Source organism: Stenotrophomonas sp. 22385, from assembly GCF_052045085.1.
GTDB lineage: Bacteria > Pseudomonadota > Gammaproteobacteria > Xanthomonadales > Xanthomonadaceae > Stenotrophomonas.
In genome coordinates this window covers 508724-530418 of the sequence record NZ_JBQEOG010000001.1, presented here as the reverse complement: position 1 = coordinate 530418, position 21695 = coordinate 508724, and the positions used below count along the sequence as shown (strand labels likewise).

General features: G+C 65.4%; 21 protein-coding genes. 7 read left to right on the top strand and 14 right to left on the bottom strand.

From position 1 onward, the window contains the following. Positions 1 to 8 precede the first annotated feature (8 nt). The 5 genes from ACTJI4_RS02275 (at position 9) to ACTJI4_RS02255 (ending at position 5730) form a co-directional block, all read left to right on the top strand. The gene (locus ACTJI4_RS02275) at positions 9 to 1310 is read left to right on the top strand and encodes an ABC transporter permease (RefSeq protein ID WP_440868395.1); all 1302 of its coding nucleotides are present in this window, start codon (positions 9 to 11) and stop codon (positions 1308 to 1310) included. 16 nt (positions 1311 to 1326) lie between these two features. After that, positions 1327 to 2547, top strand: coding sequence for an ABC transporter permease (locus ACTJI4_RS02270; protein WP_392918488.1), 1221 nt, complete (start codon positions 1327 to 1329; stop codon positions 2545 to 2547). A gap of 1 nt (position 2548) precedes the next feature. Beyond that, positions 2549 to 2959 carry a PDZ domain-containing protein gene (locus ACTJI4_RS02265; protein WP_440868394.1) on the top strand — a complete coding sequence of 137 codons (411 nt, stop codon included), beginning with the start codon at positions 2549 to 2551 and terminating at the stop codon, positions 2957 to 2959. Between the two features lie 78 nt (positions 2960 to 3037). Beyond that, on the top strand, positions 3038 to 4378 hold the full coding sequence (locus ACTJI4_RS02260; RefSeq protein WP_440868393.1) for a sigma-54-dependent transcriptional regulator: 1341 nt from the start codon (positions 3038 to 3040) through the stop codon (positions 4376 to 4378). Next, on the top strand, positions 4375 to 5730 hold the full coding sequence (locus tag ACTJI4_RS02255; protein ID WP_392918496.1) for a sensor histidine kinase: 1356 nt from the start codon (positions 4375 to 4377) through the stop codon (positions 5728 to 5730). Before ACTJI4_RS02260 ends, ACTJI4_RS02255 begins: the two co-directional genes overlap by 4 nt. 149 nt (positions 5731 to 5879) lie before the next feature. Here ACTJI4_RS02255 and glmU read toward each other — a convergent pair whose 3' ends face one another. From glmU to ACTJI4_RS02205, 10 genes are all read right to left on the bottom strand, one after another. Beyond that, entirely contained in the window at positions 5880 to 7244 is a 1365-nt protein-coding gene (glmU, locus tag ACTJI4_RS02250; protein WP_392918499.1) for a bifunctional UDP-N-acetylglucosamine diphosphorylase/glucosamine-1-phosphate N-acetyltransferase GlmU, read from the bottom strand. 132 nt (positions 7245 to 7376) lie between these two features. Further along, on the bottom strand, positions 7377 to 7799 hold the full coding sequence (locus ACTJI4_RS02245) for a F0F1 ATP synthase subunit epsilon (protein ID WP_392918501.1): 423 nt from the start codon (positions 7797 to 7799) through the stop codon (positions 7377 to 7379). A gap of 2 nt (positions 7800 to 7801) precedes the next feature. Beyond that, positions 7802 to 9208, bottom strand: a complete 1407-nt coding sequence (gene atpD, locus ACTJI4_RS02240) for a F0F1 ATP synthase subunit beta (RefSeq protein WP_392918504.1) — start codon at positions 9206 to 9208, stop codon at positions 7802 to 7804. A 38-nt stretch (positions 9209 to 9246) separates the two neighbouring features. Beyond that, positions 9247 to 10110 carry a F0F1 ATP synthase subunit gamma gene (gene atpG, locus ACTJI4_RS02235; RefSeq protein ID WP_392918507.1) on the bottom strand — a complete coding sequence of 288 codons (864 nt, stop codon included), beginning with the start codon at positions 10108 to 10110 and terminating at the stop codon, positions 9247 to 9249. Positions 10111 to 10190: 80 nt separating this feature from the next. Then, positions 10191 to 11738: a F0F1 ATP synthase subunit alpha gene (gene atpA / locus ACTJI4_RS02230; protein ID WP_068854099.1), complete on the bottom strand. Its 1548-nt coding sequence runs from the start codon at positions 11736 to 11738 to the stop codon at positions 10191 to 10193. Between the two features lie 44 nt (positions 11739 to 11782). Next, a complete protein-coding gene (locus ACTJI4_RS02225) occupies positions 11783 to 12310 on the bottom strand; it encodes a F0F1 ATP synthase subunit delta (protein ID WP_392918510.1) in 528 nt (175 codons plus the stop codon). A 3-nt stretch (positions 12311 to 12313) separates the two neighbouring features. Beyond that, positions 12314 to 12784 carry a F0F1 ATP synthase subunit B gene (locus ACTJI4_RS02220; RefSeq protein ID WP_068854101.1) on the bottom strand — a complete coding sequence of 157 codons (471 nt, stop codon included), beginning with the start codon at positions 12782 to 12784 and terminating at the stop codon, positions 12314 to 12316. Positions 12785 to 12895: 111 nt separating this feature from the next. Further along, positions 12896 to 13195: a F0F1 ATP synthase subunit C gene (gene atpE / locus ACTJI4_RS02215; protein ID WP_145479115.1), complete on the bottom strand. Its 300-nt coding sequence runs from the start codon at positions 13193 to 13195 to the stop codon at positions 12896 to 12898. Positions 13196 to 13258: 63 nt separating this feature from the next. Then, positions 13259 to 14053, bottom strand: a complete 795-nt coding sequence (gene atpB, locus ACTJI4_RS02210) for a F0F1 ATP synthase subunit A (protein ID WP_068854103.1) — start codon at positions 14051 to 14053, stop codon at positions 13259 to 13261. Positions 14054 to 14084: 31 nt separating this feature from the next. Next, positions 14085 to 14453 (bottom strand): hypothetical protein, encoded by a 369-nt coding sequence (locus ACTJI4_RS02205; RefSeq protein WP_171966783.1) that lies wholly within the window; start codon positions 14451 to 14453, stop codon positions 14085 to 14087. A 492-nt stretch (positions 14454 to 14945) separates the two neighbouring features. On the opposite strand from ACTJI4_RS02205, the gene ACTJI4_RS02200 reads away from it, so the two are divergent. Next, entirely contained in the window at positions 14946 to 15761 is an 816-nt protein-coding gene (locus tag ACTJI4_RS02200) for a hypothetical protein (RefSeq protein ID WP_392918516.1), read from the top strand. A 130-nt stretch (positions 15762 to 15891) separates the two neighbouring features. Here ACTJI4_RS02200 and lpdA read toward each other — a convergent pair whose 3' ends face one another. The 4 genes from lpdA to ACTJI4_RS02180 all read right to left on the bottom strand — a co-directional run bounded on the left by lpdA (position 15892) and on the right by ACTJI4_RS02180 (position 20790). Then, the gene (gene lpdA, locus ACTJI4_RS02195; protein WP_440868392.1) at positions 15892 to 17700 is read right to left on the bottom strand and encodes a dihydrolipoyl dehydrogenase; all 1809 of its coding nucleotides are present in this window, start codon (positions 17698 to 17700) and stop codon (positions 15892 to 15894) included. 17 nt (positions 17701 to 17717) lie between these two features. Further along, positions 17718 to 18341 (bottom strand): hypothetical protein, encoded by a 624-nt coding sequence (locus ACTJI4_RS02190; RefSeq protein ID WP_440868391.1) that lies wholly within the window; start codon positions 18339 to 18341, stop codon positions 17718 to 17720. A 23-nt stretch (positions 18342 to 18364) separates the two neighbouring features. After that, positions 18365 to 20086 carry a dihydrolipoyllysine-residue acetyltransferase gene (aceF, locus tag ACTJI4_RS02185; protein ID WP_440868390.1) on the bottom strand — a complete coding sequence of 574 codons (1722 nt, stop codon included), beginning with the start codon at positions 20084 to 20086 and terminating at the stop codon, positions 18365 to 18367. Positions 20087 to 20265: 179 nt separating this feature from the next. Then, complete coding sequence (locus ACTJI4_RS02180; RefSeq protein ID WP_440868389.1) at positions 20266 to 20790, bottom strand: DNA-deoxyinosine glycosylase; 525 nt, start codon at positions 20788 to 20790, stop codon at positions 20266 to 20268. Between the two features lie 191 nt (positions 20791 to 20981). On the opposite strand from ACTJI4_RS02180, the gene ACTJI4_RS02175 reads away from it, so the two are divergent. Then, entirely contained in the window at positions 20982 to 21614 is a 633-nt protein-coding gene (locus ACTJI4_RS02175) for an OmpW/AlkL family protein (protein ID WP_392918533.1), read from the top strand. The last annotated feature ends 81 nt before the right edge of the window (positions 21615 to 21695 follow it).

Sequence of the window (21695 nt, the reverse complement as noted above, 5' to 3'; positions counted from 1 at the left end):
CCGCCACCATGCTCGCCTACTATTTCCGACTGGCCCTGCGCAGCTTCCGGCGCAACAAGGTGCTGACCGCGCTGATGGTGATCGCCATCGCGCTGGGCATCGGCGCCTCCATGACCACCCTGACCGTGTTCCATGTGCTGTCGGGTGATCCGATTCCGCAGAAGAGCGACCGCCTGTTCAACGTGCAGGTCGATCCGCGCCCGATGATCGGCTACCAGCCCAGCGAGGAACCCGAAGAACAGGTCACCCGCTTCGACGGCGAAACCCTGCTGCGCGAGAAGAAGGCCAAGCACCAGGTACTGATGACCGGCGGTGGCGTCACCCTGGAACCGGACAACAGCACGCTGCGCCCGTTCACCACCGATGCGCGTTACACCTCCACCGATTTCTTCACCATGTTCGATGCACCGTTCAAGTACGGCCAGGGCTGGAAAGCCGACCAGGACGAAGGCCGTGGCCGCGTGGCGGTGATCTCCAAGGCGCTGAACGAGAAACTGTTCAATGGCCAGAACAGCGTGGGCAAGCCACTGCGCATGGATGGGCACACCTTCAACATCGTGGGCGTGCTGGACGAATGGAATCCCAACCCGCACTTCTACGACCTGGAAACCGGCCGCTACGGCGACAGCGAAGACATCTTCGTGCCGGTGTTCACCGCGCTGGACCTGAACTTCGGCCGCAACGGCAACATGAACTGCTGGGACAACGCCAACGGCGAAGAAACCGCACTGAACGCGCCGTGCGTGTGGATGCAGTACTGGGTGGAGCTGGCCTCGCCGGCCGACGCCGGCGATTACCGCGCCTACCTGGAGAACTACTCGGCGCAGCAGAAAGCCGCAGGTCGCTTCCAGCGCCCGTCCAACGTCCGCCTGCGCAACGTGATGGAGTGGCTGGACTACAAGCAGGTGGTGCCAAGCGACGTGCGCCTGCAGCTGTGGCTGGCCCTGGGTTTCCTGGCGGTGTGCCTGATCAATACGGTGGGCCTGCTGCTGGCCAAGTTCCTGCGCCGCAGTGGCGAGATCGGCGTGCGCCGCGCACTGGGCGCCAGCCGTGGCCAGATCTTCCTGCAGTCGCTGGTCGAAGCCGGCACCGTCGGCCTGGCTGGTGGCGTGCTGGGCCTGGGTCTGGCCCTGCTGGGGCTGTACGCGGTGCGCCAGCAGCCGGTGGACTACGCCAAGCTGGCCACGCTGGACGGCAGGATGCTGCTGCTCACCTTCGGCCTGACCCTGGCCGCCAGCCTGCTGGCCGGTTTCCTGCCGGCGCTGCGCGCCATGCAGGTCGCGCCCGCCATCCAACTCAAATCGCAGTAAGGAACCGGAGCACACCATGGATATCCGACCCATCCTGAGCACGTTGCGCCGGCACAAGACCGCCGCCGCACTGATCGTGCTGGAGATCGCGCTGACCTGCGCGATCGTCTGCAACGCGCTGTTCCTGATCGGCCAGCGCCTTGAGAAGATCAACCAGCCCAGCGGCATTGCCGAGCAGGAACTGCTTGAAGTGCGCCTGGGCGGCATCGGCACCCAGGTCAACGCCACGGCGCGTACCCGTGAGGACCTGGCCGCGCTACGTTCCATTCCCGGGGTCAAGAACGCAGTGGCGATCAACCAGCTGCCGTTCCGGCGCAACTCCTGGAATACCAGCCTGTCGCTGATCCCCGATCAGGAGCGCCCCAACTTCAACGCCGCGCAGTACTTCTCGATGGAAGGTACGCTGGATACGATGGGCCTGCAGCTGGTGGCCGGCCGCGACTTCGAAGGCGACGAGTTCGCCAACCTGGAAGACGTCGAGAAGGACACCACCATCGAGCAGCGCGGCTCTGCGGTGATCCTGAGCAGCAAGGCCGCCAACAAGCTGTTCCCCGATGGGCAGGCGGTCGGCAAGACCATCTACAGCGGGCGCATGCCGCTGCGCATCGTAGGCGTTGTGAAGGAACTGGCGCGCCCGGTGACGGTGGAGTCGGACACCGGCTATTCGATGATCCTGCCGGTGCGGGTCAACTACGATGTGGGCACGTACCTGATCCGGGTGACCGATGCGGCGCGCCGCCAGGAAGTGCTCACCGCCGCCGTGGCCGCGCTGGAGAAGGTGGACACCAGCCGCATGGTGCGCGCCAAGCTCACCTACACCGAACAGCGCGAGAAATACTTCCAGAACGACCGCGCCATGGTCGGCCTGCTGATCACCGTGTGCGTTGCGCTGCTGGTGGTCACCGCGCTGGGCATCGTCGGCCTGGCCAGCTTCTGGGTGCAGCAGCGGACCAAGCAGATCGGCATCCGCCGTGCGCTGGGCGCCACCCGTGGGCAGATCCTGCGCTACTTCCAGACCGAGAACTTCCTGCTGGCCACCGTGGGTATCGTGCTGGGCATGCTGCTGGCGTATTCGATCAACCTGTGGCTGATGGGCGCCTACGAGCTGCCGCGCATGCCGATCACCTACCTGCCCATCGGCGCGGCATTGCTGTGGCTGCTTGGCCAGGTGGCGGTGTTCGGCCCCGCCCACCGCGCTGCAGCCGTGCCGCCAGCCGTTGCCACCCGGAGCGCATGACATGACAACTTCCTCGATCCGCATCGCGCTTGCTGCCCTGCTGCTGCTCAGCAGCACGGCCTGCGCCGAAGGCACCCGCACCGAATCCTCCCGCATGGACTGGCGCCAGGATGGTGCCCGGCTGGGCATCGCTTCCGCACAGGGCACGGTCAGCATCACCGCCGCCACGCCGACCGGCCGCTTCGGCGTTCAGGCCGGCGACCAGGTGCTGCGCGTGGACGGGGTTCCCGTACACAAGGTGGGGGAGCTGACCGACGCGCTGTCTGCCAGTGACAAACCCAGCGTGCCGGTCACGGTGCGCCGCGCCGGTCGCGACCAGGTGATCAGCGTGCCGACGGCGGCATGGCGCGCGGTGCAGCCGCCACCGCCACCGCGGCCTCCGGCGCCGCCTTCGCCGCCGGACCGTCCGTAAGCGGTTTCCGGGCCCCACCCTGCCGGGGGGCCCGGCGCTCGGGTACTCTCTGCCTACTTTCCGGTCTTTCGTTGCCGCATGCCTTCGATCCTGATCATTGACGACAACGCCAGCGTGGCTACCGCGCTGGAGGTCCTGTTCTCGGTCCACGACATCGACGCCATGCACGCGCTGTCGCCGGACGAAGGCCTGGCGCTGCTGGAGCAGCAACCGGTGGACCTGGTCATCCAGGACATGAATTTCACCGAGGACACCACCTCCGGTGAAGAAGGCGAGGCGCTGTTCCAGCAGATCCGCGGGCGCCACCCCGATCTGCCGGTGATCCTGCTCACCGCCTGGACCCACCTGAGCAGTGCGGTGGACCTGGTCAAGGCCGGCGCGGCCGACTACCTGGCCAAGCCGTGGGACGACCGCAAGCTGCTGACCACGGTCAACAACCTGCTGGAGCTGTCTGAGACCCGCCGTGAACTCGACCGCCGCCGTGCGCGTGAGCAGCGTGACCGCAACGCATTGGAAGCGCGCTACGACCTGCGCGGCGCGGTGGTGGCCGACCCGGCCAGCGAGCGCGTGGTGAACCTGGCCTGCCAGGTCGCGCGCTCGGAGCTGCCCGTACTGATCACCGGGCCCAACGGCGCAGGCAAGGAGAAGATCGCCGAGATCATCCAGGCCAATTCGCTGGTCGCCAAGGGTCCATTCGTGGCGCTCAATTGCGGCGCCATTCCCTCCGAACTGATCGAAGCCGAACTGTTTGGTACCGAGGCCGGGGCCTACACCGGCGCCAACAAAGCGCGCGAAGGCAAGTTCGAGGCCGCTGATGGGGGCACGTTGTTCCTCGACGAGATCGGCAACCTGTCGCTGGGCGGCCAGATGAAACTGCTGCGCGTGCTGGAAACCGGGCGATTCGAGCGGCTGGGCTCCAACCGCGAGCGTCAGGTCAAGGTACGCGTGATCAGCGCGACCAACGCCGACCTGCCGGCGATGATCCGCGACGGCGAGTTCCGCGAAGACCTGTACTACCGCCTCAACACGGTGGAACTTGCATTGCCACCGCTGGCCGAGCGCCCGGGCGACATCCTGCCGCTGGCCGAACGCTTCCTGGGCGATGGCAAGCCACTGTCCAATGCCGCCGCCAGCGCGTTGCAGCGCCATGCGTGGCCGGGCAACGTGCGCGAGCTGCGCAACGTGATCCAGCGCGCCGGCCTGCTAGCGCAGGGGCCGCGCATTGAAGTGGCAGACCTGAACCTGCCACGCGCTGCCGCGCCCCGTGCGGCTGCCCCTACCGCCGATCCGGACCGCAGCCGGATCGAATCGGCGCTGTCGCACAGCCACGGCATCATTGCCCAGGCCGCAGCCGAACTCGGCCTGAGTCGGCAGGCCCTGTACCGCCGCATGGACCGCTACGGCATTCCGCGCGAATGAAGCGCACCTCGTTCACCTTCCGCCTGTTCCTGCGCCTGCTGCCGGTGCTGGCGCTGGCTGCGGCCGGGCCGTGGCTGCTGGCCTACTGGATGGACCGGGGCTGGCTGGTCGCGCTGGTGTCGAGCGTGGCGCTGCTGGTACTCATGTGGTGGACACTGCGTCGCGCGACCGCGCCGGTACGCTCGCTGCTGCGGGCGCTGTCGGGCACCACCAGCAGCTACCGCGATGGCGAATACAACTTCAGCGTGTACTGGCCGGGCAATGATGAGCTGGGCGACCTGGTCCAGGCACACCGCGAGCTGGGCGATGTGCTGCGCGAACAACGCCAGGGGCTGGTGCAGCGCGAGCTGCTGCTGGACACCATGGTGCAGAACACGCCGGTCTCGATGCTGCTGCTGGCCAACGGTGGTGACGGCGTGCAGCGTGTGGTGTTCTCCAATCTGGCCGCACGCAAGCTGCTGCACAACGGCTGGAAACTGGAAGGCCAGGCCATGCAGAACGTGCTCGAAACCATGCCGGTGGAACTGCGCGACGCCATCGAGCGCGGCGGCGACAGCCTGTTCGCGGTAAGCGGCGCCGGCGACGTGGATGATGAGGCCGACGACGATGACGAGCAGGTCTACCACCTGTCGCGGCGCAGCTTCCATCTCAACGGGCGCCCGCACGACCTGCTGCTGATCCGCCTGCTCACCGCCGAGCTGCGGCGACAGGAAGTGCAGACCTGGAAGAAGGTGATCCGGGTGATCAGCCACGAACTCAACAACTCGCTGGCCCCCATTGCGTCTCTGGCGCATTCGGGCGGCGAGCTGGTCCGGCGCGGCAAGATCGACCGCCTGGAAGAGGTGTTCGCCACCATCGAGGACCGTTCGCGGCACCTGGAGGGTTTCATCCGCGGCTACGCGCGCTTTGCCAAGCTGCCGCAGCCGCAGCTGCAGAACGTGCAGTGGAAACAGTTTCTGGCCGGCCTGCAGCTGCAGATTCCATTCCGCATGGCTGATATTCCTGATGACCTGGAGGGCCGCGTCGACATCGCCCAGCTCGGCCAGGCGCTGTTGAACCTGCTCAAGAACGCACATGAGGCATGCAACGAAGCCGAGCCACCCAACGATGACGTGGAGCTGCGCCTGACCCGCCTGCCGCAGTGGCTGCGGCTTGAAGTGCTGGATCGTGGCAAGGGCATGAACGAAGCGGTGCTGCAGAACGCGCTGATGCCGTTCTATTCCACCAAGCGCAATGGCACCGGGCTGGGCCTGGCGCTTACCCGCGAAATCGTCGAAGCCCACGGTGGCCGCATATCGTTGCAGAACCGCCGCGAGGGCGGGTTGTGCGTGGCGATTTTCCTGCCTGGGTGAAGCGTACCCACCAACGGTGGGCACCTACCCGGTGCGGTCTACCCACCAACGGTGGGCACCTACCCGGTGCGGTCTACCCGCCAACGGTGGGTACCTGCCGGTTGCGGCGTAGCTGCCAGCGGTAGGTGACGACCGTTGGTCGTCACGCGTCAACGTTTGGTGGGGCGATGCCAGCCTTCAATCGTCTGCTGGCGCGCGCGCGCGACGGTCAACTCACCTTCCGGCGCATTGCGGGTGATCACCGAACCCGCCGCGATCGTCGCGCCCTGTCCGATCGTCACCGGGGCCACCAGCGAGCTGTTGGAGCCGATGAAGGCGTTGTCACCGATGGTGGTCTGCGACTTGTTCACGCCGTCGTAGTTGCAGGTGATGGTGCCGGCGCCGATGTTGACCTTGCTGCCGATCACCGCATCACCCAGGTAGGTGAGGTGGTTGGCCTTGCTGCCGGCACCGAGGTGCACTTTCTTGGTCTCCACGAAGTTGCCTACATGCGCCCCCTCGGCCAGCACGGTGCCCGGACGCAGCCGCGCGAACGGGCCGATCTCGGCCGCGCCCTCGCTGACCACACCGTCCAGGTCGCAATGCGGCTTGACCACGGTACCGGCGGCCAGCGTGACATCCTTGAGCCGGGTGAACGGGCCGATGCTCACCCCGTCGCCCAGCACCACGGTGCCTTCCAGGATCACGTTGACGTCGATCTGCACGTCGCGCCCCACCGTGACCGTGCCACGGATATCCACGCGCGCCGGATCGATCACGCGCGCCCCCTGGCCGCACAGCGCACGCACTTCGCGCAGCTGCCAGGCACGCTCCAGCTGCGACAGCTGCCAGGGATCGTTGGCACCTTCCGCCTCCTGGGCATCGACGACGAAGGCCATGTCGGCCGGGGTGTAGTCGCGCGCTGCGGAAGCGAACACGTCGGTCAGGTAGTACTCGCCCTGCGCGTTGCTGTTGGACAGCTGCGACAGCCAGGTACGCAACGCCGTGGATTCGGCGGTGATGATGCCGGTGTTGATGGTGCGGATGGCCAGCTGTTCTTCGCTGGCATCCTTCTGCTCTACGATGGCGCCGACCTTGCCTTCAGCATTGCGCACGATCCGTCCGTAGCCGGTCGGGTTGACCATGTCGGCCACCAGCACCGCCAGCCGACCCGGCTGCGACAGCAGGTGCTGCAGGGTATCAACCCGGATCAACGGCACGTCGCCGTACAGCACCAGCACCGTGGCAGCATCGGGCACCTGCGGCATGGCCTGCTGCACGGCGTGGCCGGTGCCCAGCTGCTGGCTCTGCTCGGCCCACTGCAGGTCAGGCTGGTCGGCGAACGCCGCGCGCACCGCTTCACCACCGTGGCCGTACACCACATGGATGGCGTCGGGGCGCAGCTGGCGCGCGGTATCGATCACGTGCGCCAGCATCGGGCGGCCGGCAATCGGCTGCAGGACCTTCGGCAGGTCGGACTTCATGCGCTTGCCAGCGCCGGCGGCGAGGATGATGACGTGCAGGGCTTGGGTCATGTGAGGGAAGCTGATCAAAGGTGACGGCTGCGATTCTAGAACGCCGGCCGTCAACGTGCCGCTTTCCGGGGCGCCGGAAACAACAACGCCGGCGGAAGCCGGCGTTGTCGATGCAGCGGTAAGCGCTGGAACTCAGTGCTTGAGGGTCTTGCGCAGGCGCTCCAGCGCCTGCAGCTGGACCACGGCTTCGGCCAGCTTCTGCTGGGCTTCGGCCACTTCCATCGCTTCGCCGCGGTTGGCCAGGATGCGCTCGGCTTCTTCCTTGGCCTTGCGGACCGAGGACTCGTCGATGTCCTGTGCGCGGATCGCGGTGTCGGCCAGCACGGTCACGACCTGCGGCTGCACCTCGAGGATGCCGCCGGAGATGGCGAAGTCCAGCTGCTCACCCGTGCTCAGGGTGACCACCACCTTGCCCGGCTTGAGCTTGGTGATCAGCGGGGCGTGCTTGGGCGCGATGCCCAGTTCGCCAAGCTCACCCGTAGCCACGACCAGAGTCGCTTCACCACGGAAGATTTCCTGCTCGGCGCTGACGATGTCGCAACGGATGGTGCTCATGATCAGGCCTTCTCAGCCATCTTCTTGGCCTTCTCGACCGCTTCTTCAATGCTGCCGACCATGTAGAACGCCTGTTCCGGCAGGTGGTCGTACTCGCCATCGACGATGGCCTTGAAGCCACGGATGGTGTCCTTCAGCGAGACGTACTTGCCCGGCGAGCCGGTGAACACTTCGGCCACGTGGAACGGCTGGCTGAAGAAGCGCTCGATCTTACGGGCGCGCGACACGGCCTGCTTGTCTTCTTCGGACAGCTCGTCCATGCCCAGGATGGCGATGATGTCCTTCAGTTCCTTGTACTTCTGCAGGGTCTGCTGGACGCGCTGGGCGGTGTCGTAGTGTTCGTGGCCGATGACCAGCGGGTCCATCTGGCGGCTGGTCGAATCCAGCGGATCCACCGCCGGGTAGATACCCAGCGAGGCGATCGAACGCGACAGGGTCACGGTCGAATCCAGGTGGGCGAAGGTGGTCGCCGGGGACGGGTCGGTCAAGTCATCGGCCGGCACGTAGACGGCCTGGATCGAGGTGATCGAGCCGTTCTTGGTCGAGGTGATGCGCTCCTGCAGAACGCCCATTTCCTCTGCCAGGGTCGGCTGGTAACCCACGGCCGATGGCATGCGGCCCAGCAGTGCCGACACTTCGGTACCGGCCAGGGTGTAGCGGTAGATGTTGTCGACGAACAGCAGCACGTCCTTGCCCTTGCCGTTTTCGTCCTTCTCGTCGCGGAAGTACTCGGCCATGGTCAGGCCGGTCAGCGCGACGCGCAGGCGGTTGCCCGGCGGCTCGTTCATCTGGCCGTACACCATCGCGACCTTGTCCAGGACGTTGGAGTCCTTCATCTCGTGGTAGAAGTCGTTGCCCTCACGGGTACGCTCGCCCACGCCGGCGAACACGGACAGGCCGCTGTGCGCCTTGGCGATGTTGTTGATCAGCTCCATCATGTTGACGGTCTTGCCGACGCCGGCGCCGCCGAACAGGCCGACCTTGCCGCCCTTGGCGAACGGGCACATCAGGTCGATGACCTTGATGCCGGTTTCCAGCAGCTCGGTGGCCGGGGACTGGTCTTCGTACGACGGCGCTTCACGGTGGATTTCCCAGCTGTCGCTGGCGGTCACCGGACCGGCTTCGTCGATCGGACGGCCCAGCACGTCCATGATGCGGCCCAGGGTGCCTGCACCGACCGGCACCGAGATGGCGCGTTCGGTGTTGGTGGCCACCAGGTTGCGCTTCAGGCCGTCGGTGGAGCCCAGCGCGATGCAACGGACCACGCCGTCACCGAGCTGCTGCTGCACTTCCAGCGTGATGTCGGTGTTGTCCACCTTCAGCGCGTGGTACACCTTCGGCACCGACTCGCGGGGGAATTCCACGTCGACGACGGCGCCGATGATCTGAACGATCTTGCCCTGACTCATTGCTGCATCCTCTAATTTAAATGCTTTGACTGCGCGCGTCAGACTGCTGCCGCGCCGCCGACGATTTCCGAAATTTCCTGGGTGATCGCTGCCTGGCGGGCCTTGTTGTAGACCAGCTGCAGGGTTCCGATCAGCTTGTTGGCGTTGTCACTGGCCGACTTCATCGCGACCATGCGGGCTGCATGCTCGGACGCGACGTTTTCCAGCACTGCCTGGTACACCAGCGATTCGACGTAACGCGTCATCACGTGCTCGAGCACGGTCGCGGCGTCGGGTTCGTACAGGTAATCCCAGTCGTGGTGTGCAACCTGCTTCTCGGCCGCCGGCAACGGCAGCAACTGGTCGAAGCTGGCCTTCTGCGTCATCGTGTTGATGAAGCGGTTGTAGACCAGGTACACACGGTCGACCTTGCCTTCGGAGAAGGCATCGAGCATGACCTTGATGACACCGATCAGCTGTTCCAGGTGCGGCACGTCGCCCATGTGGGTGACACTGCCGACCATGTTGACCTTGACGCGGCGGAAGAAGGTGGAGGCCTTCTGGCCGATGGTCACCAGATCGATCTCGGCGCCCTTGTCCTGCCACTCGCGCACGTCGCCGAGCATCTTGCGGAACAGGTTGTTGTTCAGGCCACCGGCCAGGCCGCGGTCGGAAGAGACCACGATGTAGCCCACGCGCTTCACCTGCTCGCGCTGGACCAGGAACGGATGCTGGTAATCGGTGCTGGCCTGGGCCAGGTGGCCGATCACCTGCTTCATCGCCTGCGCATACGGACGCGACGTCTTCATCCGCTCCTGCGCCTTGCGGATTTTGGAGGCCGAGACCATTTCAAGCGCACGGGTCACCTTGCGGGTGTTCTGCACGCTTTTGATCTTGGTTTTGATTTCGCGTCCGCTTGCCATCTCTTATTCCCGTAGAGCGGGGCCATGCCCCGCTTTGTCGTTTGCGCAGCGGGGAAACACTCCCCACCCCACGAAGCGGCTTACCAGCTGCCGGTGGTCTTGAACTCGGAGATGCCCTTCTTGAAGGCCGCTTCGATGTCGTTGTCCCAACCGCCGGTGGCGTTGACCTTGCCGACCAGTTCGCCCTGGGTGTTGGCGAAGTGGGCATGCAGGCCTTCTTCGAAGGCCAGCAGCTTGTTGACCGGCACGTCGTCGAGGTAACCCTCGTTGACGGCGTAGATCGACAGCGCCTGGTTGGCGATCGACATCGGGGCGTACTGCTTCTGCTTCATCAGCTCGGTGACGCGCTGGCCGCGCTCAAGCTGCTTGCGGGTGGCTTCGTCAAGGTCCGAGGCGAACTGCGCGAACGCAGCCAGCTCGCGGTACTGGGCCAGCGAGATGCGGATGCCGCCCGACAGCTTCTTGATGATCTTGGTCTGGGCCGCACCACCGACGCGCGACACCGAAATACCGGCGTTCACGGCCGGGCGGATGCCCGAGTTGAACAGGTCGGTTTCCAGGAAGATCTGGCCGTCGGTGATCGAGATCACGTTGGTCGGCACGAACGCGGACACGTCGCCGGCCTGGGTTTCGATGATCGGCAGCGCGGTGAGCGAACCGGTCTGGCCCTTGACGGCACCGTTGGTGAACTTCTCCACGTACTCTTCCGAAACGCGGGCTGCGCGCTCGAGCAGACGCGAGTGCAGGTAGAACACGTCACCGGGGTAGGCTTCACGGCCCGGCGGGCGCTTCAGCAGCAGCGAGATCTGGCGGTAGGCCACGGCCTGCTTGGACAGGTCGTCGTACACGATCAGGGCGTCCTGGCCGCGGTCCATGAAGTACTCACCCATGGTGCAGCCCGAATAGGCGCTGATGTACTGCATGGCAGCCGATTCGGATGCGGTGGCGGCCACGACCACGGTGTGGGCCAGGGCGCCGTTTTCTTCCAGCTTGCGCACGATGTTGGCCACGGTCGACGCCTTCTGGCCGATCGCGACGTACACGCACTTGATGCCGGTGTCCTTCTGGTTGATCACCGCATCGATGGCCAGGGCGGTCTTGCCGGTCTGGCGGTCACCGATGACCAGCTCGCGCTGGCCGCGGCCGATCGGGATCATGGAGTCGACGGACTTGTAGCCGGTCTGCACCGGCTGGTCGACGGACTTGCGCCAGATCACGCCCGGGGCAACGCGCTCTACCGGCGCGGTGGCCTGCGCAGCGATCGGGCCCTTGCCGTCGATCGGCTCGCCGAGGGCGTTGACCACGCGACCCAGCAGTTCCGGACCGACCGGCACTTCCAGGATGCGGCCGGTGGTCTTGGCCACGTCGCCTTCGCGCAGGTGCTCATAGCCACCCAGGACCACGGCGCCGACCGAGTCGCGCTCCAGGTTCAGGGCCAGGGCGAAGGTGTTGTTCGGCAGTTCGATCATTTCGCCCTGCATCACGTCGGCCAGGCCGAAGATGCGCACGATGCCGTCGGACACGCTGGTCACGGTGCCTTCGTTGCGCGATTCCGCGGCCAGCTTGACCTTCTCGATGCGGTTCTTGATCAGTTCGCTGATTTCGGAGGGGTTGAGCGTGGTTGCCATCGTCAAGTCCTAGTGCCGGCGATCACGCCGGACGTTAAATGAATTCAGTTAGCGAGCGCGGTCTGCAGGCGCGACAGCTTGCCTTTGAGCGAGCCATCGATCACCACGTCGCCAGCGTCGATCACCGCGCCGCCGATCAGCGACGCATCGATGGCGGTGGTGACGTCGACCTCTTGGCCGAAGCGCTTGCGCAGCGCGGCCTTGATGGCGTCCAGCTCAGCGGTGGACAGCTCGGCGGCCGAGGTCACCGTGGCTTTCACCACGTGTTCGGCTTCAGCACGGAGCTGGTCGTACATACCTGCGATTTCCGGCAGCAAGGGAAGCCGGTGCGCTTCGGCCAGGATGGCCAGGAAGCGACCGAACGACTCGCCTGCCTTTTCCGGCGCCAGCAACGCGACGGCATCGTCACGGCCCAGCTCCGGGTTCGACAGCAGGGCCGACACGCGCGGATCGGCGGCTACGTGGGCGGAAAACGCAAGCGCGTCCGACCACGGCGCGAACGTGCCTTCGTCGCGCGCGGTCGCGAACGCGGCGCGGGCATACGGGCGTGCAAGCGTGAGGGCCTGGCTCATCGATCAGATCTCCGAGGCCAGCTCGTCGAGCAGCGCCTTGTGGGCGTTGGCGTCGATTTCGCGCTTGAGCAGCTTTTCGGCACCGGTCACGGCCAGCACGGACACCTGCTTGCGCAGATCTTCGCGGGCACGGTTGGCGGCCAGTTCGATCTCGGCGTGGGCCAGTTCTTTCTGGCGGTTCGCTTCGACGATGGCTTCATTCTTGGCAGCATCAACGATCTGGTTGGCGCGGGCATGGGCCTGGTCGATGATCTCGTTGGCCTTGGTGCGCGCATCCTTCAGTGCTTCGTTGACCTTTTCCTGTGCCTGCGCCAGATCCTTCTGGCTGCGATCGGCAGCAGCGAGCCCTTCAGCGATCTTCTGCTGGCGCTCTTCGATGGCGTTCATCAGCGGCGGCCAGATCTTGGTCGCGATGATCCAGATCAGACCGGCGAACGCCAGTGCCTGGGCAACGAGGGTAAAACCGATTTCCATGGGGTTCGCTCAATCTGGGGTGATGGGGTGGAAGCGCCGCAGGAGCGGCGCATCCGTTCCTTCATCCGCGATCAGGCGCTCAAGGCGCCTGATCGTTTCGCTTTCGCTGGATCAGCCAGCAGCCGGCAGACGCGCAACGAACTCAGCGATGGTCGGGTTGGCGAAGGCCAGCAGCAGGCCGACGGCGACCGAGATGATGAACGCGGCGTCGATCAGGCCGGCGGTGATGAACATGCGGACCTGCAGCACCGGGATCAGTTCCGGCTGGCGGGCAGCCGATTCCAGGAACTTACCGGCCATGATGGCCAGACCGAGACCGGCACCCAGCGCGGCCAGGCCGATCATGATGCCGACGGCGAGGACGGTGGAGCTCTGGACTTGGGCGAGGTTGGTCAGGACGGCAAAGTACATGGGTTATCTCCGGAAACTTAAGTAGCTAAGGGTAATGAAACGGATGAAGGGTGAAGCGGAAACTCAGTGAGCGTCTTCCGACAGGCTCAGGTACACGATCGACAGCATCATGAAAATGAATGCCTGCAGCGGAATCACCAGCAGGTGGAACAGCATCCAGCCAAGGCCGAAGGCACCGCCTGCGATGGCGCCCATGATGCCGGCACTGCCCAGCACCCAGATCAGCAGGAACACGATTTCGCCGCCGAACATGTTGCCGAACAGTCGCATCGCCAGCGAGATCGGCTTGCTCAGCCACTCGACGATGTTGAGGATCAGGTTGAACGGCATCATCCACTTGCCGAACGGCGCGGTCAGGAATTCCTTGGTGAAACCACCCAGGCCCTTGGCACGCAGCGCGAAGAACAGCATCAGGAAGAACACGCTGATCGACATGCCCAGGGTGGCATTGACGTCGGCGGTCGGAACCGGCTTCCAGTAAGGGATACCCAGCGCTTCCAGCGGCAGCGCGATGAAGTCGGCCGGGATCATCTTGATGAGATTCATCAGGAGGATCCAGAAGAAGATCGTGATCGCGATCGGGGTCACCAGCTTGCTGGTGCCGTGGTAGGTGTCCTTGGCCTGGCGGTCAACGAATTCCAGGCAGATCTCCACGAACGCCTGCCACTTGCCCGGCACTCCGGCCGTGGCCTTGCGGGTGGCCATCCAGAAGCCAAACACCATCAACAACCCCATCAGGACCGAGGTCACAATGGTGTCGACGTGAATTGCCCAGAAACCACCTTCCTGCATGTGGAACGTCAGGTTGTGCAGGTGATGTTGGATGTAGGAGGTGGGTGTAAGCGCCTCGCCTGCCATGTGTCCGGAACCTTGAGTTAAATAAATTGGATCAGCGCCTGGCCAGAGCCAGGACCTGGAACATCAGTCCGACGGCGATTCCGGCCAGCAGCGCCAGTGCAGGCAGCTTGAAGACCACGAAACCCACCGCCAGGACACCGAATACGAGTGCCCACTTTGCCACCACCGCCAGGATCAGCCGCGACATCGCTGAACCTGCCGCCTGCACTCCGCCCCCCAGCGCCATCCGCGCCGCCACCCAGCCGCCTGCCGATACCGCCACGCCCGAGGCCAGCGCGCCGAGCGCGTACTTGGGACCTGCCAGCAGCAGAAAGGCCAGGGCCAGGACAGCCACTGCGGCCAGCGGGTACACCGCTGCGCGCAGCATCAGTCGCCGACCCGCGTCAACGGAGTTCAGCACACGTATGTCCTGCATGGTTGTGGGAGGAGTGACCGGGGCTGCAACTGCCTATGCCCCGTCGAGCCGCCAAATTATAGCAACGGGACAATTTGCGAGACAACCTGCGCCTGTTCATCCCGGACGCCGCAAGTTGCTGCATCGCCACAGATTTTGGCCCGCAGCCGGGGCCGATCCCGCCAATGGGGGCCCCAATTCATGTCGCGTCGCACCATATTGAACTTTGGTCGTGAGGGCCGGTCATAGGGTTGGGCCTGCCATTCGATCCTCGTCGACGCCCCTGATGCAGGCCGGTACCGGGCGGCCCCGAGCTCTCTCCGGGGCCGCCCTCTTTCCGGCCACGCCATCGTTGGCGCCGTAACGTGATCAAGCGCACTGTCCGGCCAGCCTCCGCATGAACGGTACACATGCCGTCCACCATACGTTCACGAATGGTGGACGCGATGCTCGGGCAGAGTGATTCCATTCCATCGAATCACTGCAAGGACACCCACGATGCGTCTGCTTCCCCTGCTCGCCCTGCCGCTGGCCATGGCCGCCCTCACCCACGCCACGTCCGCCAGCGCCGCGGAGGGCGACGACCGCTTCGCGCTCCGCCTGGGCGCCATGAATATTGATTCGGACAACACCATCCGTGGCAACACCACGGTGCTGGGCCAGGATGTGGGCTTCTCCGAGGACTTCGGCCTGGGTGGCAAGGAATGGGAACCGCGCATTGACGGCCTGTTCCGCATCAGCGACCGCCAGCGTCTGATCTTCAACTACTTCAAGTACGACAAGGATCGCCGCGAGACCCTCAATGACGGGATCAGCTTCGGTGGTGAAACCGTGCCGGCCGGCAGCTTCGTCAAGGGCGAGCTCAAGTACCAGGTGGCCAGCCTGGTGTACGACTACTCGGTGGTGGATACCGAAAAGTTCGACCTCGGCCTGCAGCTGGGTGCGGAATACGCCAAGGTGAGCACCAAGGCCTATGCCGACCTGGGCACCGTGTACCAGGGCCAGTTCCTGGATGAGAAGGCCGACGGTGTGGCGCCGGTGGTGGGTGCGCGCTTCACCATCACTCCGTCCGAGAAGTGGATGATCACCGCGCAGGGCCAGTACCTGAACACCGACTGGGGCAACTTCGATGACTACGACGGCGACCTGACCCGTGCCAACGTGATCGTCGATTACAAGTTCACCGACAATTTCGGCATGTTTGCCGGCTACGACTGGTTCCGCCTGGACGTCGACCAGAGTGGCAGCGATGGCACCATCGGCCTGAAGCAGGAGTTCAAGGGCCCCGTGGCCGGCATCAGCGTTTCGTTCTGATCCAACCGTTGGTTGGTGTGTTACCGCACAGAAAACCCGGCTTTCGCCGGGTTTTTTGTTGGAATCGGTCTCACGACCAACGGTCGTGAGCTACCGGAATAAAAAAAGCCCGGCTTTCGCCGGGCTTCTTTTATTTCTTTTTCGGGATATACAGATCGGTGATCGTGCCGTCGTAGATTTCCGCGGCCATCGCCACCGATTCGCTCAGCGTCGGGTGGGCGTGGATGGTGTGGCCGATGTCTTCGGCTTCGGCGCCCATCTCGATCGCCAGGCCGATCTCGGCCAGCAGGTCGCCCGCATGCACGCCGACGATCGCGCCGCCGATGATGCGGTGGGTGTCCTCGTCGAAGATCAGCTTGGTGAAGCCTTCGGTGCGACCGATGCCGATCGCGCGGCCGCTGGCGGCCCACGGGAACTTGGCCACGCCGACCTTCAGGCCCTGCGCCTTGGCTTCGGTCTCGGTCACGCCGACCCAGGCGATTTCCGGGTTGGTGTAGGCCACAGACGGAATCACCCGCGCAACCCATTCCTTCTTCTCGCCCGAAGCCACTTCGGCCGCCAGTTTGCCCTCGTGCGTGGCCTTGTGGGCCAGCATCGGGTTGCCGACGATATCGCCGATGGCAAAGATGTGCGGCACATTGGTGCGCATCTGGCGGTCCACCGGAATGAAGCCACGCTCGGTAACACCCACGCCCGCCTTCTCGGCACCGATCTTCTTACCGTTCGGCGAACGGCCCACGGCCACCAGCACGCGGTCGAAGCTGCCCTGCTCCAGGCCCGGCTTCTCGCCTTCGGCAGCGGCTTCGAAGGTCACGGTGATGCCCTTCTTGTCCGCGTTCACGCCGGACGCCTTGGTCTTGAGGTGGACCTCGACGCCCTGCTTCTTCAGGCGGTCGGCCAACGGCTTGACCAGATCCTTGTCGGCTCCGGGCATCAGCTGGTCCATGAACTCCACCACGGTCACCTTGCTGCCCAGTGCGGCGTACACGGTGGCCATTTCCAGGCCGATGATGCCGCCACCGACCACCAGCAGCGAGCCGGGAATGTCGGCCAGCTCCAGCGCGTCGGTGGAATCCATCACGCGCGGGTCGTCCCACGGGAAGTTCGGCAGCTTCACCGCCTGCGAGCCAGCGGCGATGATGCACTGCTGGAAGCGCAGCAGCTGGGTCTTGCCGTCGTCGCCGACGATCTCCAGCTCATTGGCCGAGACGAAGGTGGCCACGCCCTGCACCGTGCGTACCTTGCGCTGCTTGGCCATGCCAGCCAGGCCCTTGGTCAGCTGGGTGACCACTTTTTCCTTGTAGCCGCGCAGCTTGTCCAGGGTGATCTTCGGGGCGCTGAATTCCACGCCGAAATCGCCGGCGTGGGCGACTTCATCAATCACCGCGGCGGCATGCAGCAGCGCCTTGGACGGAATGCAGCCCACGTTGAGGCACACGCCGCCCAGGCTGGCGTAGCGTTCGATCAGCACCGTATCCACCCCCAGGTCGGCGGAGCGGAACGCGGCGGTGTAACCGCCCGGGCCTGCCCCCAGCACCACCATCTGGCATTCGATGTCGGCCGGCTTGCCCGACGACAGCGCCGGCTGCGGCGCGGCCGGTTCGGCCGGGGCGCGGTGCGACGGGGTCACCGGCGGCTTGCTGGCCGGCGCGGCGGCCTTCGGCGCTTCGGCCGCAGGTGCGGCCGGTGCGGCAGCGGCGCCTTCGGCGTCCAGCACCACCACGACGTCGCCCTCGGACAGCGTGTCGCCGAGCTTGACCTTGATTTCCTTGACCACGCCGGCCGCCGAAGACGGCACTTCCAGGGTGGCCTTGTCCGATTCCAGCGTGACCAGGCCCTGGTCCTTCTTCACCGTATCGCCCACGGCGACCAGCAGTTCGATCACCGGCACCGCGCTGTAATCGCCGATGTCGGGAACCTTGATTTCAATAGCGGCCATTGTTGTTCTCCTGGGTCTCAGCCGGCGTTGCCGGCGAGCAGTTGCTGCAGTTCGTCGAGCGACTCGTCCAGATCCTGCCAGCGACGGTCGAGCTTCTTTTCCTTGGTGTCGCTGGCTTCGATCAGCAGCGCCACCTGTTTCATCATCAACTTGCCGGCGCCGCACTCCCAGCGGGGCCCGCTGTAGCGCTCACCCGCCACCTGGAAGGACAGCACCTCGCCATCGGTCACCGGCGCCTTGCGCCCGGCCGGCACGCCCGATTCAAGGGCGGCCTGCCAGCTGCGCACCAGGCGCTGGGCCAGCGCGGCGGGGATGGCGACCTGATACTGGTCCGGTTCCTGGTCCACGCGCAGCTCCAGGCCACCCCCGCGCGCACTGTTGTTCCAGTTGTACACGCGCTTGTCGGCCTGGCTGTAGCGCAGGGTCCACGCCTGGTCCTGGCTGCCGGGCAGCAGCGCCACGCCGGTTTCCACCCCGCCCTTGGGCAGGATGGTCAGCGCCAGCGCGGGCTGTGCCTTGCCGTCGAACAGGGTTTCCACGGCCTGGCCATAGTTGCCCACCGCCGGCGGCCAGCCGCGGCCGAGATCGGTCGTGCACGCGGCGGACGCGCCGGGCGCAACGACCAGGGCGGCCAATATCACCGCAACGCCCGCCAGGCGCTGCCTCACAGCAGCACGCGCCGCATGTCGGCCAGCACCTGCGACAGGTACGTGGTGAAGCGCGCGGCCAGCGCACCGTCAATGACGCGGTGGTCGTAGCTCAGCGACAACGGCAGCATCAGCTTCGGAGCGAATTCCTTGCCGTTCCAGACCGGCTGGATCGAGGACTTGGACACGCCCAGGATGGCCACTTCCGGTGCATTGACGATCGGGGTGAACGCGGTGCCACCGATGCCGCCCAGCGAGCTGATCGAGAAGCAGCCGCCGCTCATGTCGGCCGGGCCCAGCTTGCCGTCGCGCGCCTTCCTGGCCAGCTCGCCGGTTTCCTGCGCGATCTGCACCACGCCCTTCTTGTCGACGTCGCGGATCACCGGAACGACCAGGCCGTTCGGGGTATCCGCGGCGAAGCCGATGTTGAAGTACTTCTTCAGGGTGAGGTTCTCACCGGCCGCATCCAGCGAGGCGTTGAATTCCGGGAACTGCTTGAGCGCCGCAGCGCTGGCCTTGATCAGGAAGGCGAGCATGGTCAGCTTGATGCCGGCCTTCTCGTTTTCCTTGTTCAGCGCCACGCGCAGGCCTTCCAGATCGGTGATGTCGGCCTGCTCGAACTGGGTGACGTGCGGGATCATCGCCCAGTTGCGCGCCAGGTTGGCACCGGAAATCTTCTTGATGCGCGACAGCGGCTGGGTTTCCACCTCGCCGAACTTGCTGAAGTCGACCTTCGGCCACGGCAGCAGGTTGAGCCCACCACCGGTGGCGGCCGTGCCACCGGCAACAGGGGCGCCCGCGCCGGTGAGCGCCGACTTGACGAACTTCTGCACGTCGGCCTTGGTGATGCGGCCGCCCTTTTCGGTGCCGGTCAGCTGGTTGAGGTCCACGCCCAGCTCGCGGGCGAACACGCGCACCGCCGGAGTGGCGTACGGCACCTTGGACGGCAGCACGCTGTCGGCGTTGAACTGCACCGGCGGGCTGCTCGGCGCACCGGCCGAGGGGGCGCTGGCGATTTCGCGCGCGGCCAGCTTGTCCGGCTGGGCCGGCACGGCGACCGGCTCCACCTTGGTGCCGGTTTCGGCAGCGGCCGGGGCGGCCGCGGCGGCGGCCTGGCTCGGGGCCGGTGCGGCAGCGCCGTCGGCGTCGATGATGGCCACCACCTTGCCCTGTGAGAGGGTGTCGCCGACCTTGACCTTGATTTCCTTGACCACGCCGGCAACCGACGAGGGCACTTCCATCGTGGCCTTGTCCGATTCCAGGGTCACCAGACCCTGATCCTTCTTGACCGTGTCGCCGACGGCGACCAGTACTTCGATGACCGGAATGTCGGTGTAATCGCCGATGTCGGGCACAAGCGCTTCAACCGGGCCAGCGCCGGCAGCAGCCGGTGCAGCAGCGGGCGCGCTCTGGGTGGCCGGGGCCGGGGCCGCGGCGGCAGCCGCTTTGGCCGGCGCGGGTGCAGGCGCCGCTACCGGGGCAGGCGCGGCGGCGGCGTCGGCGACTTCGATCAGCGCCACGACCTTGCCCTCGGACAGGTTGTCGCCAACCTTGACCTTGATTTCCTTGACCACGCCAGCGACCGAGGACGGCACTTCCATCGTCGCCTTGTCCGACTCGAGCGTGACCAGGCCCTGATCCTTCTTGACGGCGTCACCAACGGCGACGAGCACCTCGATTACCGGGATATCGCTGTAGTCACCGATATCGGGGACAAGTGCTTCCTTGATTTCGGCCATGGGGATAACTCCGGCAATCTGGTGTAGGGAATCGCCTATTGTGGGGGCATGAGGCGTCAGCGCCAACCAGCTTGGGCAATTTTCACTGACACTGTCCCGGGACAGCCTGTTGCAGCAGGGATGGACACTGCCGCGGCGGGTATTCCAGTCGGTACCGTATTGTCCCGCGGTGGTCCGGCTCAGCCGGCCAGGACATCGGCCACGGGCTGCCACGCCACCTGCAGGCGCGGCAGCGGCCATGCCGCATTGGCCGGGCTGGTCGAGGGCAGCGACCACACGGCAAGTGACCTCGAACGTTCGCCCAGCACGGGCTGGATGTAACGCATGAAAGCGGCGTGTGCAGTGCCGCCGTTGCAGGCGATTGCCGCCAGCGAGGGCAACCGGTCAACCAGCTGGACCACTGCATTGGGCACTTCACTGCCGCGCAGGATGGCGGTATCCAGGCTGCCACGCCGCTCGCACTCCCCGATCACGTCCCACAGTCCAACACCGGCCGATTGCAACGCCCGCAGCCGGTCGAGGTAAGGCAGGCGCGCGTCGATCCCGGTCAGTGCGGACATCAAGGGCCAGAATCGATTGCGTGGATGCGCGTAGTACTGCGCAGCATGCAGCGACGCCGCACCCGGCATCGAACCCAGCACAAGCACGCGGCAATCCGCCCGAACCTGCGCAGGCAGGCCAATACACAGGCTTGGGTTCGTCACAGTGTCTCCAGATGCATGAATGTCCCGCACGGCATGATCGCGCGCCAGCGCAGGGATTCCGCGCTGCTGGCTGAACAGAACAAACTAAATTTTAACGCGCGTCGGATTCGATTCATGTTGCGGGGACTACGTTTGCTTCGCCCCGCTGCAAAGGGGGCCCAGAAAAAAAAAACACCTGAGGAGATTCCCCCATGCGCTCCATCCGCACCCTGACCCTGGCTACCCTGACTGCCCTTGCCTTCGCACCTGCCGCCTTCGCGCAGGACAGCGCCACCGACACCGCGTCGGGCAAGCATTTCGCCGTTGTCGGCGGCGTTGCGCTGCTGCAGCCAAAGAACGATCCGCTGGAAGGCATCGACAAGGTCGATGGCGGTCCGGCGCCGACGCTGAGCTTCAGCTATTACATCAACGACAACTGGGCCGTGGAACTGTGGGGCGCAGCCGACAAGTTCGACCACCGCGTGCGCGGTGCCAACAATGCCAAGCTGGGCACGGTTGAGCAGCAGCCGATCGCGCTGAGCGGGCAGTACCACTTCGGCCAAGCCGACAACGTGTTCCGTCCGTTCGTGGGCGTCGGTTACTACGAGTCGAACTTCAGCAACGAGGAGCTGGCCAGCGATGCCGGCCACATCGGCCTGGAAACCGCCAAGGGCGCCATCGGCACTGTCGGCGTTGACATGAACATCAACAGCACCTGGTTCGCCCGTGCCGATGCCCGCTACATGCATTCGCGCCCGGAGCTGACCGTCAACGGCAACGGCACCGGCGACGAAGCCAAGCTGGATCCGTGGACCGTGGGCTTTGGTATCGGTGCGCGCTTCTAAGCGTCTCCGCTGAATGTAGTAGCAGTACAACGGGCCCCTCGCGGGCCCGTTGTTGTTTCAGCCTGCCACGTAGCCGGCAAC